The organism is Streptomyces alboflavus, assembly GCF_000716675.1.
Lineage (GTDB): Bacteria > Actinomycetota > Actinomycetes > Streptomycetales > Streptomycetaceae > Streptomyces > Streptomyces alboflavus.
The window spans coordinates 1-13,521 of record NZ_JNXT01000033.1; the positions used below are offsets into that span (position 1 = coordinate 1).

The 13,521-nt window shown below is 72.1% G+C and carries 11 protein-coding genes and 1 pseudogene; 5 read left to right on the forward strand and 7 right to left on the reverse strand.

Annotated elements, in window-relative coordinates:
• Positions 1-329: 329 nt before the first annotated feature.
• Together OO63_RS23695 and OO63_RS23700 are read left to right on the forward strand one after the other, a co-directional pair.
• On the forward strand, positions 330-1,316 hold the full coding sequence (locus OO63_RS23695; RefSeq protein ID WP_033264395.1) for a GlxA family transcriptional regulator: 987 nt from the start codon (positions 330-332) through the stop codon (positions 1,314-1,316).
• Positions 1,313-2,146 (forward strand): DJ-1/PfpI family protein, encoded by an 834-nt coding sequence (locus OO63_RS23700; protein WP_030359354.1) that lies wholly within the window; start codon positions 1,313-1,315, stop codon positions 2,144-2,146. The genes OO63_RS23695 and OO63_RS23700 overlap by 4 nt, the downstream gene beginning before the upstream one ends.
• 62 nt (positions 2,147-2,208) lie before the next feature.
• On the opposite strand, the gene OO63_RS23705 is transcribed toward OO63_RS23700, so the two are convergent.
• Positions 2,209-3,330, reverse strand: coding sequence for an ADP-ribosylglycohydrolase family protein (locus tag OO63_RS23705; RefSeq protein WP_234311224.1), 1,122 nt, complete (start codon positions 3,328-3,330; stop codon positions 2,209-2,211).
• A 104-nt stretch (positions 3,331-3,434) separates the two neighbouring features.
• A complete protein-coding gene (locus tag OO63_RS23710; protein WP_051811120.1) occupies positions 3,435-3,899 on the reverse strand; it encodes a VOC family protein in 465 nt (154 codons plus the stop codon).
• 70 nt (positions 3,900-3,969) lie between these two features.
• Here OO63_RS23710 and OO63_RS23715 point away from each other — a divergent pair, with 70 nt between their 5' ends.
• On the forward strand, positions 3,970-4,791 hold the full coding sequence (locus OO63_RS23715; protein WP_033264391.1) for a helix-turn-helix domain-containing protein: 822 nt from the start codon (positions 3,970-3,972) through the stop codon (positions 4,789-4,791).
• Here OO63_RS23715 and OO63_RS23720 read toward each other — a convergent pair.
• From OO63_RS23720 to OO63_RS23740, 5 genes are all read right to left on the reverse strand, one after another.
• Positions 4,733-8,155, reverse strand: a complete 3,423-nt coding sequence (locus tag OO63_RS23720) for an ATP-binding protein (RefSeq protein ID WP_199819503.1) — start codon at positions 8,153-8,155, stop codon at positions 4,733-4,735. The genes OO63_RS23715 and OO63_RS23720 overlap by 59 nt on opposite strands.
• 93 nt (positions 8,156-8,248) lie before the next feature.
• Positions 8,249-8,740: an allene oxide cyclase barrel-like domain-containing protein gene (locus tag OO63_RS23725; protein ID WP_030359349.1), complete on the reverse strand. Its 492-nt coding sequence runs from the start codon at positions 8,738-8,740 to the stop codon at positions 8,249-8,251.
• 362 nt (positions 8,741-9,102) lie between these two features.
• Positions 9,103-9,483, reverse strand: a complete 381-nt coding sequence (locus OO63_RS23730; RefSeq protein WP_397622271.1) for a DUF6069 family protein — start codon at positions 9,481-9,483, stop codon at positions 9,103-9,105.
• Positions 9,484-9,506: 23 nt separating this feature from the next.
• On the reverse strand, positions 9,507-10,118 hold the full coding sequence (locus tag OO63_RS23735) for a TetR/AcrR family transcriptional regulator (RefSeq protein ID WP_030359347.1): 612 nt from the start codon (positions 10,116-10,118) through the stop codon (positions 9,507-9,509).
• Between the two features lie 74 nt (positions 10,119-10,192).
• Positions 10,193-11,026, reverse strand: coding sequence for a DNA-binding protein (locus OO63_RS23740; RefSeq protein ID WP_031192691.1), 834 nt, complete (start codon positions 11,024-11,026; stop codon positions 10,193-10,195).
• A gap of 308 nt (positions 11,027-11,334) precedes the next feature.
• Between OO63_RS23740 and OO63_RS23745 the strand changes: the two are divergent.
• Both OO63_RS23745 and OO63_RS45545 read left to right on the forward strand, forming a co-directional pair.
• A pseudogene (locus OO63_RS23745) lies at positions 11,335-11,688 on the forward strand (helix-turn-helix domain-containing protein); the annotation flags it as partial.
• A gap of 878 nt (positions 11,689-12,566) precedes the next feature.
• The gene (locus OO63_RS45545) at positions 12,567-13,289 is read left to right on the forward strand and encodes a hypothetical protein (protein WP_157854038.1); all 723 of its coding nucleotides are present in this window, start codon (positions 12,567-12,569) and stop codon (positions 13,287-13,289) included.
• Positions 13,290-13,521 lie beyond the last annotated feature (232 nt).

Consider the following 13,521-nt stretch of genomic DNA (forward strand, 5'->3'; position numbering starts at 1 on the left):
TGGAAACGGGCGGGCGGGCGGGAGAGCAACCGCCGCGGCAGCGGCGGAAAAGCACCCACCCGCCCGCAGCCGCCGACGACGAACCACCCCCACAGGCGGCATCCACCCGCCGGTCGGGTGGAAACGGGCGGGCGGGCGGGAGAGCAACCGCCGCGGCAGCGGCGGGAAGGGGTCCGCGACCCGCGGACGCCGACGGCGAAGCTGTCCCGCAGGCGGCGTCCACCGGCCGGTCGACCAGAAGCGGGCGGGCGGGACAGCTGAGCCCCGACCAGAAACAGCCGCGGGCGCAGCCTCGTGGTGGGATTGCCCCCATGCAGACCGCGAGACGCGTGCTGATCGTGGCGTACGACAACGTCCAGATTCTGGACATCGCCTGTCCGAGCGGCGCCCTGGACATAGCCAACCGCTTCGGCGCGAACCCCCCGTACCGGATCGACCTGGGAACGGTGGGCCGCCGCCCGGCCCGCAGCTCGGCGGGCATAGCCCTGGCGGCGGGTCAGCAACTGGAGGCGGTGACGGGTGAGTTGGACACCCTCATGGTGGTGGGAGGCGCGGGCTACGAGGAGGCGGCCGCCGACCCCCGCCTGGTCGCCCAGGTCCACCGCCTCGCGGAACGCAGCCGCCGCGTGGCAAGCGTGTGCACGGGCGCGTACGTCCTGGCGGCCGCGGGCCTCCTGGACCACCGCCGGGCGACGACGCACTGGGGCTACGGGGAGCGTCTGGCGGCCCGCCACCCCACGGTGGCGGTGGACGTGGCCCCGCTGTACGTGCGCGACGGCAACGTGTACACCTCCGCGGGCGTCACCAGCGCCCTGGACCTCACCCTCGCCCTGATCGAGGACGACCACGGCCCGACCCTGGCCCGCGCGGTGGCCCGCGAGCTGGTCTCGTATCTGCACCGCCCGGCGGACCAGGCGCAGATCAGCATGTTCCTGGCGGCCCCGCCCCCGGGCGACCGCCTGGTCCGCGACCTGTCGGGCCACATCAGCGCGCACCTGGCGGACGACCTGTCCCCGAGGGCGCTGGCCGCCCGCGCGGGCGTGAGCACCCGGCATCTGACGCGGCTGTTCTCGGCCCACTTGGGCACGACTCCGGCGCGCGCGGTCCGGGCGGCCCGCACGGAGGCGGCGGCGCACCTGGTGCGCTCCAGCGAACTCCCGTTGGCGGCGATAGCGCGCCGCTGCGGCTTCGGCTCGGCGCAGACGTTACGACAGGCGTTCCTCGACCACTACGGCATGGGCGGGGACAGGATTCGCAGGATGCCGGACATGCCCCGCCCGCGAACGCCGGGGGGCGCGGAGACTCCCGTGCCATGACACCTCGGACACCCCAGGCCGACCCGACGTCCTCAACCCGCCGCACCCTCCTCCGCGGCACAGCAGCCGCAGCCACCGCCGCGCTGGCCACGGCGGCCCTCGCCCCGACGGCCCACGCGGCCGACACCACCCCGTACCCCTCGAAGAACCCCTCAAGGGCCCGAACCGGCACCCCGCCCCGAGGCCCCCGGATCGGCATCCTCCTCTACGACGGCTACAGCCTCCTCGACCCCACGGGCCCCGCCGAGATCCTGTCCCGCGTCCCCGGCGCGAGCGTCACGATGGTCGCCGAGCGCCGCGGCCCCGTGCGGACCGACACCGGGGACGTGGCCGTGATGGCGGAGCGTTCGCTGGACGAGGCGGGCCGCCTGGACGTGCTGCTTGTGCCGGGCGCGGGCAACCGCGGTGTCGTCGCGGCGATGGGGAACCGGACGCTTCTGCAGTGGATCCGGCACACCGACCGCCGGACCCGTTTCACCACGTCCGTGTGCACGGGATCGCTGGTCCTGGCCGCGACGGGCCTCCTGGACGGCCATCGCGCGACGACGTACTGGGCGTCGGCGCCGTACCTGGAGAAGACCTTCGACGTCACGTACGTGCCCGAACGGTACGTGGAGTCGGGGAAGTTCATCACGGCGGCGGGCGTCTCCGCGGGCCTGGACATGGCCCTGTACCTGGCGGCGCGGCTGACCGACGAGGACACGGCGAGGGCGATCCAGCTCGCCGTGGAGTACGACCCGAGGCCGCCGTTCGACGCGGGGAACGCGCAGGAGGCGAGCGAGGAGCTGAAGGCGCGGGCCCTGAAGATCGTGGAGGACTCGCAGCGTTGAGCCGCACGGGCCTGAACCGGGGTCCGGACGGGGGTCGGGCCCGGGTCCGGTGACAGCGGGGCTCAGGCGCGTGGGTAGCGGGCGAGCCACCCGGGCGCCGCGCCAGCCGGGCTGTGCAGGGCGGGCCCCTGCGTCATCTCCATGGCGAAGTCGTCGGCGATCTCGAGGACGGTCGCGCGGCCCTCCAGTTCGGTGAGCCAGCCCGGGGGCAGCGCGGTCTCGCCGTGGAGGGCGCCGAGGAGCGCCCCGCACAGCGCGCCGGACGCGGCGGACGCCCCGCTGTGGTTGACGGCGAGCCGCAGGCCGTGGCGGATGTCCTCGCCGACGAGGGCGCAGTACACGGCGGCGGCGAGCGCCCCGACGGCCTCGCCCTCGCCGACGAGTTCCTCCACACGCCCGGCGGTGGGCATGCCCTGGCGGACAGCGCCGAGCGCGTGCCGCAGGGCGTCGGTGACGGGCTGGTGGCCCGGCCGGGCGGCGAGCAGGGCGAGGGTGCGCTGGATGGCGCCGTCCAGGGACTCGCCGCGGGCGAGGCCGTGCACGAGGACGGTGTGGGCACCGGCGGTGAGGTAGGCGACGGGGTGGCCGTGGGTCTGCACGGCGCACTCGACGGCGAGCTGCAGCACGAGCTGCGGTTCCCAGCCGACGAGGAGCCCGAAGGGCGCGGACCGGGTGGCGGCCTCCGGCCCTTGGTCGCCGGGGTTCTTCGGTACGTCGAGGGTGCCCATGCGGTCGTCGGCGAGCCCGGTGAGGCAGGCGCGGGCGGGCCCGCGGCGGGCGTACAGCCACTCCTCGCGGGCCAGCCACCCGTCTTCCTTGCGGCGCTCGTCGGGCCCCCAGTCGCGCTGGGTGGCGGCCCAGCGGCGGTAGGCGCGGTGCAGGTCGGTCGGCGGGTGCCAGGCCCCGGTGTCGCGGCGGACCTGTGCGCGTATGAGCCCGTCGACGGTGAACAGCGTCAGCTGCGTGGCGGCGGTGACGGTGCCGCGTCCGCCGCCGTGGGACGCGGCGAGCTCGGTGAGGCCCTCGGCGCCGTGCGCCTCGCGGATCGCGCCGAGGCCGAGGCCGTCGACGGGCGCGCCGAGCGCGTCACCGACGGCGGCGCCGAGCAGCGTCCCGCGCACCCGGCTGCGGAAGTCCTGCTGCTCGGTGCGGCCCCACACACCGGTGGCTGCTGCAGTGCTCACCGAACCCCCTTTCCCGTGCCCTGGCGTCCGACTCCGCAGCACTGTAATCGAACGGGAACGGTGGGTTCAGGGGCCCAATTGGTTTGTCCGGAGGTGCCCTTTCTCTAACTCCCGTCAGGGGTTGGCCGGTGTTCGACGTACTCGATGACGGTGCCGTCGGGGTGCCGTGCGGTGAAGCCGGTGCCGGTGGGGACGCGGTGCGCCGGTACCAGGATCTCCGTGCCCTCCTCGGCGGCGAGCCGGGTCAGATAGGCGTCGGCGGAGTCGACGAGCAGCGTCCCGTCGGTGGCCCGAAACGGCTCAAGGACCTCCTCGGTGGCCTCGACGAGCAGAAAACTTCCGACGACGGCGAGGGTGAGTTCCCTGGCGGGATACGTGAAGTACATGTCCCGTTCCACACCGAGCAGCCGCTCGTAGAAGGCGGTGACGGAGTCCAGGGTGCCGGGCGGGGTGTAGACGCGGATGAGGGTGCGGGGTTCGGTGAGGTGGGAGGAGTCGTTGTGGCGGCGGATGACGACGGGCTGGTCGGTCGTGGTGCCGGTCGGCTGGTCGGTCGTGGTTTCGCTCATGGGGTCAGCCTCGCCGGGGGAATGGGGGCCTGCCAGGCGGGTGTTCATGGGGGTGAGCGGAGGTCACAGGATGACGGACACGGCCCAGCGGGCACGGGGTGCGCTGCGGCGCGAGCTGGGCGGTTTCCTGCGCGCGCACCGGGATCTTGTCGCCCCGGCGGACGTGGGTCTTCCGCGCACCCCTCGGCGGCGCACGTCCGGGCTGCGGCGCGAGGAGGTCGCGGCGCTCGCGGGGGTGTCGGTGGCCTGGTACACGTGGCTGGAGCAGGGGCGCGTGGACACGTCCCGGCAGGTGCTCGACGCGGTGGCGCGGGCGCTGCGGATGGACGGTGCGGCGCGGGAGCACGCGCTCGCGCTCGCGGGGTTCGCCCCGGACGGCCTCCAAGCCCCGGACGCACCCGACACACCGGACGCCGCAGAGGTCGACCACCAACCCCTCCTGGACAGTTGGCCGACCACCCCCGCCCTCCTCCTCGGCCCCGCCCTGGACCTCCTCGCCTGGAACACCGCGTACGCCACCCTCTGGCCGGACCCCGCAGCCGTACCCCCCGACCGCCGCAACCTGCTGCTCCTCCTGACCGGCGACCCCCACCACCAGCGCCTCCTGCCCGCGTGGCAGCCGCTGGCGATGGACCTCTACCGCCACTTCCGCACCCGCGCGGACCGCGACCCGCTGTCGGCGCGCTTCCAGGGGCTGACGGCCCGGCTGCGCGCCGAGCGGCCCGATCTGGAGGAGTGGTGGGACTGCCGGTCGGTGGGGGACTTCACCCCGCGCACCGTTGAACTGGCCGTAGCGGACGGCCAGTTGGCGCGCTACGGCGTGACGCTGCTGCTCACTCCTGAGCCTCGGGGCGGAGCGGTGCTGGTGCAGACTCCGGCTCGCACGCGCTGAACAGGTCGGCGTACCGGGCGCGGACGGCGTCCCTGGCGGCGATCACGCGGGCGAGGCGCGGGCCGAGGCGGGCGCGGTCGGCGCCGGGGGCGCGCACCAGGGCGTCGAGGTCGTCGGCGAGGTCGGCCAGGTCGGACCACGGGATGCCGGGGGCGTCGGCGTCGGCGAGGTAGCGGCCGAGGCGGGCGTCCAGGGCGGCCCAGTCGGCCAGGCCCGCGGCGACCAGGATGTGCAGGTGGTCGTGGAACGAGGAGGGTTCGCCGCCGGTGCGGGTGAGGCGGGCGGCCCGCTGCCACAGGGGGCGGGCCGCGTCGACGCCCTCGGCGGCGCCGGCGACGAGGGCGAGCAGGTGCAGGCCGTAGGCCTCGTCCGCGTCGCATTCGGCGAGGGCGGCGCGGCGGGCGCGGTCCCACTGCCCGGTCATGCGGTACGCCTTGCTCAGCTGCTCGGCGGAGTCGCTGTCGCCGCGCGCGAAGTCGTCGGCGTCGGGCGCCAGTTGCGCGAGCGCGAGCTCGGGGCGACCGCACCAGAGGTGGACCTCGGCGGTCACGCGCCGCGCCCACTCGGGGTCCGCGCCGGTTTCGAGGTAGCGGGCGAGGTCGGCGAGGGCTTCGTCCGTGCGGCCCATGGCGATGTGGAGGAAGGCTCGCTGCCGGTTGGCCCAGGAGTACTCCGGGTCGAGCTGGACGGCCAGGTTCAGGTCGGCGAGCGCGTCGCGGCAGCGGTCGAGTGCGGCAAGGACGGCACCGCGCAGCGTCAGGGCGTGCACGTCCTGCGGGTCCAGCTCAAGGAGCCGGTCCAGGTCGACGCGGGCTTCTTCGGGGCGGTCCAGCTCGTACAGCCTGCAGGCGCGCTCGTAGAGGACCCACTCGTCGTCCGGGAGGAGGGCCTTGGCGCGGTCGGCGTCGGCGAGTGCCCGCTCGCCGTCGCCCAGGGCCAGGTGCACCGAGGACCGGTGGATCAGCGCCCAGATGTAGTCCGGGCGCAGCTCGACGGCCCGGTCGAGGTCCGCGAGGGCGCCGGTGTTCCGGCGGAGGTGGTGCAGGCTGAGGCCTCGGCTGGCGTACGCCGACGCGTACGCGGGGTTCTGCTGGAGCGCGCGGTCGTAGTCGGCGAGGGAGTCCTCGTGGCGTCCGGCGATCCGCAGGGCGTCGCCGCGCTCGCAGGCCACCCAGGCCGAGTCCGGGGCCAGTTCCACGCAGCGGTCCAGGTCGGCGATGACCGCCTCGTGTTCGTCGCGGTCGCGTCGTACGCGTGCTCTGCGGACCCTGGCCCACAGGTACTCCGGGCTGATCCGCAGCGCGCGGTCCAGACAGGTCAGGGCTTCGTCCTGCTGCCCGAGGGCGTTGTGGGTCTCGCCGAGCTCGGCCCAGCTCCCCGCGTGGTCCGGCACGCGCTCGACGGCCCGGGTCAGGTCGGCGAGCGCCGCCTCGTGGGAGCCCAGGAGCCGGTGGACCCTGCCGCGCAGGGACAGGACGAGGTCGTCGTCGGGGGCGAGTTCGCCGGCGCGGTTCAGGTCGGCGAGCGCCAGGTCGTAGGCGCCCGTGAAGACCCGGGTGTAGGCCCTGCCGTAGTACGCGCGCACCAGCGTCGGGTCGGCCGCGAGCGCCAGGTCGTACTCCGTGACCGAGGCCGGGTAGTCCCGGTCGACGCGCAGGTCACGCCCCCGGACGGCGTACGCGAGGGCGCGCGTCCCGGAGTCGAGCCCGGCCCGGTCGAGCAGCACCTCTAGCGCACCCGGCAACCCCCCGTCCTCGAAGGCCCGCAGCAACTCCCGCCCCCACCCCCCGACATCCGGCGCGTCCGTGTCCTCCCCGGCCGCGACCAGCACATCGGCACATCTCCGCGCGGCCTCCTCGTCCCAGCCGCCCGCCTCGACGACGGCCCGCAGGGCGTCGGCCGGCGCACCCCGCTCCCCCGAGCACAGCAGGTGGTAGACCTCCGCGAGCCGCAGCTCCCGCCACCGCTCGTCGCCCCAGAGGCCTTCGGGGTCGAGTCCGGTCCCGGCCTCGGCGCGCCACTCGCCGTACGCGTCCGCCAGCTGCCGGTGCGTACCGGCCCACCAGCGGGGTGACCGGCACCGCTGGAGCCGCAGCATCGGGGCCCGTACGACGTCGTGGTACTGGAGCCGGTTGCCGCGTTCACTCACGAACGGCAGCCCCCGCAGCCACCCGAAGAGCTCCGCCGTGTCGCTCTGCGCGCACACGCCCGAGACGGCGGCCTCGAAGACGTCGGCGTCGAGCCTGCGGGGCAGGGCGCAGGCGAGGGCGGCGGCCTGCCGGACGGGGTCCTGTTCCCACTTCAGGAACCGTTCGACGGCGGAGGCGCAGGGGTCGCCGACGTCGTCGACGCTCTCGGGCCGGTTCTCGGCGAGGGTGGACACGAGGACGGGAAGCCCGCCGGAGAGCCGGAGCACTTCCTCGACGACGGCTTCGGCCACGACGCCCTTGCCCGCGAGGAGCCCGCGCGCTTCCAGTTCGGTGAACGGTTCGAGCGGTACGTCGACCATGAAGTCGGCGAAGTCGCCCCACCGGGCGGTGTCGAACCCGTGCTGGCCCGCGGTCACGGCGACGACGTTCGCGGGCAGCTGCCCGTACCGCTCACTGGTCATGAGGTCGCACAGCCACGCGTCGAGGAAGGGGGCGGTCCGCTCGTACGTGTCGAAGAAGAGCACGATCCAGGGCGCCGACGCCGCCATGTCGCCCAGCTCCTTCAGGAACACGGGCGTCAGGACCCGCTCCGGGGAGAGGACCAGCTGCACGTCGTCCTGATTCCGCAAGCGCGCGCCGAGCCCGGCACGCAACCGGTCGGCGCCGTAGGCGAGTTGGGTGGGGTCGACGGCCCCAGCGAGCATCCCCACCCCCGGCAGCAGCCCGAGCCCGGCGAGGCCGGCGCGGGCGGCAGCCATGCTTCCGCCGGAGGGCTGGGACGGCTGGCCGGGCTGGCCTGCCTGCTCCTCCTGCGGCCCGCCGAGTGCCGCGAGGGCCGCCGCCTCGGCCTCGTACCGACGCTCCCGATGCGCGACAAGCAGCCGGTCAAGATCCTTGAACTTGCCGCCCTGCCGCACGAACTCCGCACTGAGAACCCCCAGCACGTCCGCGACACTCCCCACGGACTCATCCACATAGGCGGTCACGGCGCCCCGTTCATCGGCGAGTTGCCGCATCTCCCGCACGAGGGAGGTCTTGCCGACGCCCGCGTTGCCACGGACGTGGAAGAGGAAGCGGTGCCGCTCGTGCTCCGGCGGCAGGTCGAAGTTCCCTCTGAACGCGGCGAGTTCCTGCCGCCGCCCCACGAATCCGGCACGCCTGCGCAGCCGGATCAGCTCCTGCATGGACGGTTGCCTGCCCGCGTCCGACGCCATCGGCTCCACTCCCGCATGGTGCGCGTTCCCGTGCGGGCAAGTGTTCCACGGAGAGGGTGAGAGCCCGGCGTGTCACGGTGATCCCGTTCTCCGTCAGTGCAGGATCTCGGCGCGCAGCCTCTCCTGCGGCGTGTTGATGTCCCAGTAGCGAACGCTGCCCCGGGCGTCCTTGAAGGCGCCCGTGCCGCCGGTGATGGCCATGTCGACCGAACTCGCCTCTTCCGGCCGCAGCGACTGCATCGTCAGAGAGCCACGCTTGAGCTCTATCGTGATCACGGCCTGCGAGGTGACTTTCCCACCGCGCGCGGACACGACATGTGACGTCCCTGCTCCCTGTCCGACGTTGCGGCCGTTCTCCACCGCGGTGGCGCAGTAGACGGTCATGTCGCCCAGGCTCGGCCCCGGTTTTCCGAGATCGAAGGACTCGTACTCAAGGTCCTTGAGCTGGAGTTCGATGACCTCGACCCGCCTCTTCTTCGAGGCGTCGGCGTTCGCGCCCCCCGCGGCGAAGACGCCGACCGCCAGGGTGGCCAGCGACAGGGCGGCGATTCTCTTGAACAGGGGCCGGTTGCTGTTGTTCCCCATGGTGGACTCCTCGTTGCGAACTGCGTGTGCGACAACTTGACGCTATGGCGGGTGCGTTGAGGCGTCCAAGACCGACATCATCATGACGTCATAGCGCTGGCGGCATCATCAGGACCCGCCGGGGAACGCAACGCCCGCCGTTCGCGCGCGCACTCGGCGCGAAGCTCGCGCAAGACCGCCCGAGGGACGACGAAGGCCCCCTCGTCGCTGACGAGGGGGCCTTCGTTCTGCTGGAGCGCCCGGCAGGCCTTGCACCTACATTTCCCATCGGATGATGGGCGTCTTTCCTTGGACCACAGACGCGTGACTTCCGTGCGCCGCACCGAAGTTACGTATTGATCGTACACCCTCGTGAGGGTCCGTCATGCCACGTCCCGGCCTCGGGACCGGGAGGGCCCGCCGCCGAGGCCCGGTATCAGGACCGCCGCCACCGCCAGGTGCATCAGGGCGAGGGTCGCCCGGGTGCCGCCGTCCATTCCGTCGCCGATGAACGGCAGGAAGGACACGGCCAGTCCGGCACCGGCGAGGCCGGTCCAGACGGCACGGGCGCGGTGCGGCGCGAAGCGTTCCAGGGCGGCGAGGAGGGCCCAGCCGGAGAGCGACGCGAGCAGCGCGACGGCTGTCACTGGCACGGCGCCGATGTCGAGCGTCTGCTCGCCGTCGGCGATCCGCGGCCGGTGCCCCAGCAGCGGGTCCGCGACCAGCCACACCAGGACGGGGGCCAGGACGGCCAGCACCGTCACCCCCAGGCGCCTTCTCCGCGTGCTCACTCGGCGTCCGCCGAGACCGCCCCGTGCAGAAAGACCTCCACCAGCTCCCGCGGGGTCAGGTCGGGCTCGTCCTCCGTGCGCGGCTGGGTGAAGAGCAGCCCGAAGAAGAGCGCCGCGATCTGCTCCGGCGGCCTGCGCAGCGCGGCCTTGTCGGGCTCCAGCAGATCCGCGAGGGCCGCGCGGATGCGCGCCGTCGACTCCTCGCGGCCCGCACCCCGCACCGTGCCGGGATGCTTGCCGCCGCCGTGCCCCAGCGAGCCGAGGATCGCGCCCATCCTGGACATGTGCGCCTGCAGCGCCTCGGCCGCCTCCGCGAGCCGGTCGGGCAGCGGCTGCGACGCGTCGATCGCGTCCAGCTCGCGGACCGCGTGCTCGGGGGAGAGCGCCTCGGCCACGCAGGCCTGCAGCAGTTCGTCCTTGTCGGCGAAGACCCGGAAGATCGTGCCCTCCCCGATGCCCCCGGCGCGGGCGATCTTCGCGGTCGTCACGGCGGCCCCGTATTCAGCGATCAGGGGGATCGCGGTCTGGATGATCATTTCGCGGCGCCGTTCCGGCGACATGGCGGGGGCGCGGCGGCGGGCGGTCTGGTTCTCCTCGGCTGCTGTCATGAGTGGAGCGTACGGAGTGAGTCCTCACTCCGTCAATGAGTGAGGACTCACTCCGTTCATTTCCCGCCCCCCTCCTACGCCGCCGTTCGGCTCGGGCGGCAGTCCCTGCACCGGCCCGGCCGCTCCCCTCGGAAGGCGCGTTCGCATCCGTCGCAGTTCTGCATGGGGAGGGGACGCGCGGCCGCACTCCGCGGCTTCGGCTCCCCCGGCAGGGGTGGCGGCATCCGCTCCGTGAGCCGGTGCGCGAGGAGGGCGGCGGGTCGGCGGAGCAGGTCCTGGGGGAGGTCGCTGGTCAGGGCATGCCGTACGACGGCGGCCGGGACACCGCGCGCCAGCCAGGCCGTGACGGCGGGGGCCAGGCGTTGGACGTCGTGTTCGGTGAGGAGGAGGCGGGGGTCGTGGGCGCGGAGGCTTGCGAGGAGGGTGGTGGCGGGGGTGGGGTGGCTTGGCGCCGCCGGGGCCGGGGGTGGCGTAGGGGCCGGGGGCGGCGTGGGGGCCGGTTTCCGCTCCGGAGGCGGGAGCGGCTGTGCCGGGGCCTGCGACCGGACGCACGCCCGCGGCATGTTGTACGAGACCGTGCGCGTGACGATGCGGCCGGAGGGGAGGCGTTCCTTGACCCGGGCCAGGTAGCCGTGCGCCTCCAGCTCCCGAAGCGCGGCCGCGATGCGCATCTCGCCCTCGGGGAAACGCCGGGCCAGCGCCTTGACCCCGACCGTGGATCCGGCGGGCAGCGACTGGATGTGGACCGCCAAGCCGATGGCCGTCAGGGACAGTTCGTGGTGCTGGGAGAGGTGGTTGCCGACCACGGTGTAGCGGTCCGGGTGGCGTTCGGTGACGTGTTGGAGTCCGGCGACGCCGGAACGTCCGGACGCGGGGCGTGCGGGCGCGCTAGGCTGCTGTGCAGTCATCAGGAAGGTCTCTTCTTCCTCGGTGAACAGGCCCTCGCACTGGGATGCCAGTCCCGGCGAGGGCCGTTTCATGTCTTGGGTTGTCGTCGCTGACGCTGCACCATCGACTGCCGTATATGCCACCCGAGTTGGCCATGTTCACCCGCGCGAGTGAGCGACGGGACGGGTGGGGTGGGGTAGGTAATTTCCCCGGTTCTTTTCTTTTGGCGTCGGGCCCTACCGGGTCGCGGATACTCACGATCCGGTCAGGGTCTGTCCGGGTCGCGGGCGGGCGCGATCCGGTGGGAGTGGGCGGAAGGGTGGGGCACATGGAGGACGAGGAAGCCGCGGCCGTACTCAAGGCGGTGGGCCGCCAGATCAGGGCGTGGCGCGAGGCGGCGGGCATGCGCCGGTCGGAACTCGGCGCGGCCATCGGGTACGGCGAGGAGATGGTGTCCTCGGTGGAGCGGGGTCGGCGGATCCCGAAGCCGGAGTTCCTGGACAACGCGGACGAGGCGTTGGGGGCGGACGGGAAGATCTCGGCGATGAAGCGGGATGTGGAGGAGGCCCGGTACCCGAAGAATGTGCGGGACTTGGCGAAGTTGGAGGCGGCGGCCGTGGAGCTGGGCGCGTACGCCAGCCTGCACATCCACGGGCTTCTGCAGACTCCGGGTGCTGCCCGTCAGGAAGATCGCGGGCATCGCGCTGGCGGTGCTGGGCCGTGACCAGCTGCCCGGCGACCTGGCCGGCGGGAACGGGATACACCGCGCCAACGTCACGCCTGGGTGCGCGGGGTCGTCCACCTGCTGGCCAGCCGCGGTCCGAGCCTGGACCGGGCACTGAAGAAGATCGCCCGCAAGGACAGCGGCATCGCGCCGCTGGGCGGTACCCTCATCCGCACCCGACGGCGCACCGGGAGCGAGAACCGGAGGAACTACTCGGGCAAGAGCAGGTGCCATGGCCTGCTCGTTATCGCACTCACAGACGAGAGCGGCCAACTGATGTGGCTCTCCGCGATGCCGCCCAGACGCACATCGGAGATCACTGCCTGCCGCGATCACTGCCTGCCGTCACGACAAGCTCACCGCTCACCTGTGGCGGCCGGGCTTGGCGCCATCGCCGACCTGGGGTTCGTCGGCCTAGACGACAGCGGCCGGGACACTGACCCGGCAGTAATCACCGGCTACAAGGAGGCCTGGAACCGCTCCCTGACGTGCGAACAGAAGCTGCCCGACGTGCACTCGCCGCGGTGCGTACACCCATCGAGCACAGCTTCAGCTTCCACTTCCTACGAAGCGGTTCTGCGAGCAGCAGCCTAAGCTGCCGCGCCGAACAGGTTCAGCCAACCTGCACCACATGGTGCGAATGAACGGTCAGCCCAACTCTGGTCCCCCCATGGCAATTTCACAGTTGCTTCACCACTCATTCTCAGACACTCCTGTGAAGAGGGACCTCAGAGACACCTCAAGCAGCGACGCGGAGTCAGGTATTCCGTGATCTAGTCCCTCTCGGCGCCTCGGTCGATCACCGGGCGCAGACCAATCTGGGAGGGGAACCAGTAATGAGTCGTACACACCTGAGAAGGACCGCTGGCGCTGGAGTTGCGGCGGCTATCATCGCGGCCGGGCTAATGGGGGCTCCCGCCGCCCACGCGGAGGAAGCGCCCCAGCCTCCGACGGCCCAAGAGTACGTCGCATGGCTGAAGACTCAGAATGACCCGGGAGCCAAGGAGACGGAAGCGCAGTTCAAAGCGCTCTCCTCGGCGAACCAGCAGAAATTCCTCAAGTACCTCGTCGACCCTGAGGTCCTGAAGGGCCTGGTGGCCGCAGAGGGCACTGCGGGCGGGGCCAGTCCTGCGCGGGCCCAACTGGCAGAGGGTGACGTCGTCGTTGAGACATCTGGCGGCATCGCCCCCGAGCCCCCCATCGGTGTCGCAGCAATGGCCAAGGCATCCAGCGGCGATTGGAGTTGCTGGTACAACGCCAAACAGAAGATTCTGGGCGTGACCATCACGAGCCTCAACTTCAAGCAGTGGTACCGCTCGTCATCGAAGAAGGTGACCAAGGTCTACAACGCCTCCGCGTCACATAAGAACTACAACCCGGGCGTCTCCATCAGCCACGAGCCCGAGGAACAGTGGATCTCCGCTGCTGGCAACGCCCTTGCCTACGTGACGTGGCACGGCTCCATCGTCTACAAGGGCTTCGGCATCAACCTCGACAAGCGTCACCACCTGCGCTGCGACGAGACCGGGTTGAGGTACTACTACCTGAAGAACGTCTAGCTCCGCCCAGCCGCGGGCCGATCAAGAGGAGATACCGATGGCGCGCCCTGTCACCACCATCATACTGAGCATCATCGCCGCGATTGTGATCATTGGGATCGTGGGGGGCGTCCTGTGGAGCGCCCTGTAAAGATCAGGAGTTCGCGGGCATGCTGGGTCTCATGCCCAGGTTCCAGAGCTCTCGGGATCCACTGAACAAGTTCCCTGAAAGGTGACTTGATGAGTAGCCACG

Excerpts from the sequence above, each read along its gene's own strand:
- OO63_RS23700 (WP_030359354.1), top strand. The coding sequence starts at position 1,313 with ATGACACCTCGGACACCCCAGGCCGACCCGACGTCCTCAACCCGCCGC.
- OO63_RS23710 (WP_051811120.1), bottom strand. The coding sequence starts at position 3,899 with ATGAGCGAAACCACGACCGACCAGCCGACCGGCACCACGACCGACCAG.
- OO63_RS23715 (WP_033264391.1), top strand. The coding sequence starts at position 3,970 with ATGACGGACACGGCCCAGCGGGCACGGGGTGCGCTGCGGCGCGAGCTG.
- OO63_RS23720 (WP_199819503.1), bottom strand. The coding sequence starts at position 8,155 with ATGGCGTCGGACGCGGGCAGGCAACCGTCCATGCAGGAGCTGATCCGG.
- OO63_RS23725 (WP_030359349.1), bottom strand. The coding sequence starts at position 8,740 with ATGGGGAACAACAGCAACCGGCCCCTGTTCAAGAGAATCGCCGCCCTG.
- OO63_RS23735 (WP_030359347.1), bottom strand. The coding sequence starts at position 10,118 with ATGACAGCAGCCGAGGAGAACCAGACCGCCCGCCGCCGCGCCCCCGCC.
- OO63_RS23740 (WP_031192691.1), bottom strand. The coding sequence starts at position 11,026 with ATGACTGCACAGCAGCCTAGCGCGCCCGCACGCCCCGCGTCCGGACGT.
- OO63_RS45545 (WP_157854038.1), top strand. The coding sequence starts at position 12,567 with ATGAGTCGTACACACCTGAGAAGGACCGCTGGCGCTGGAGTTGCGGCG.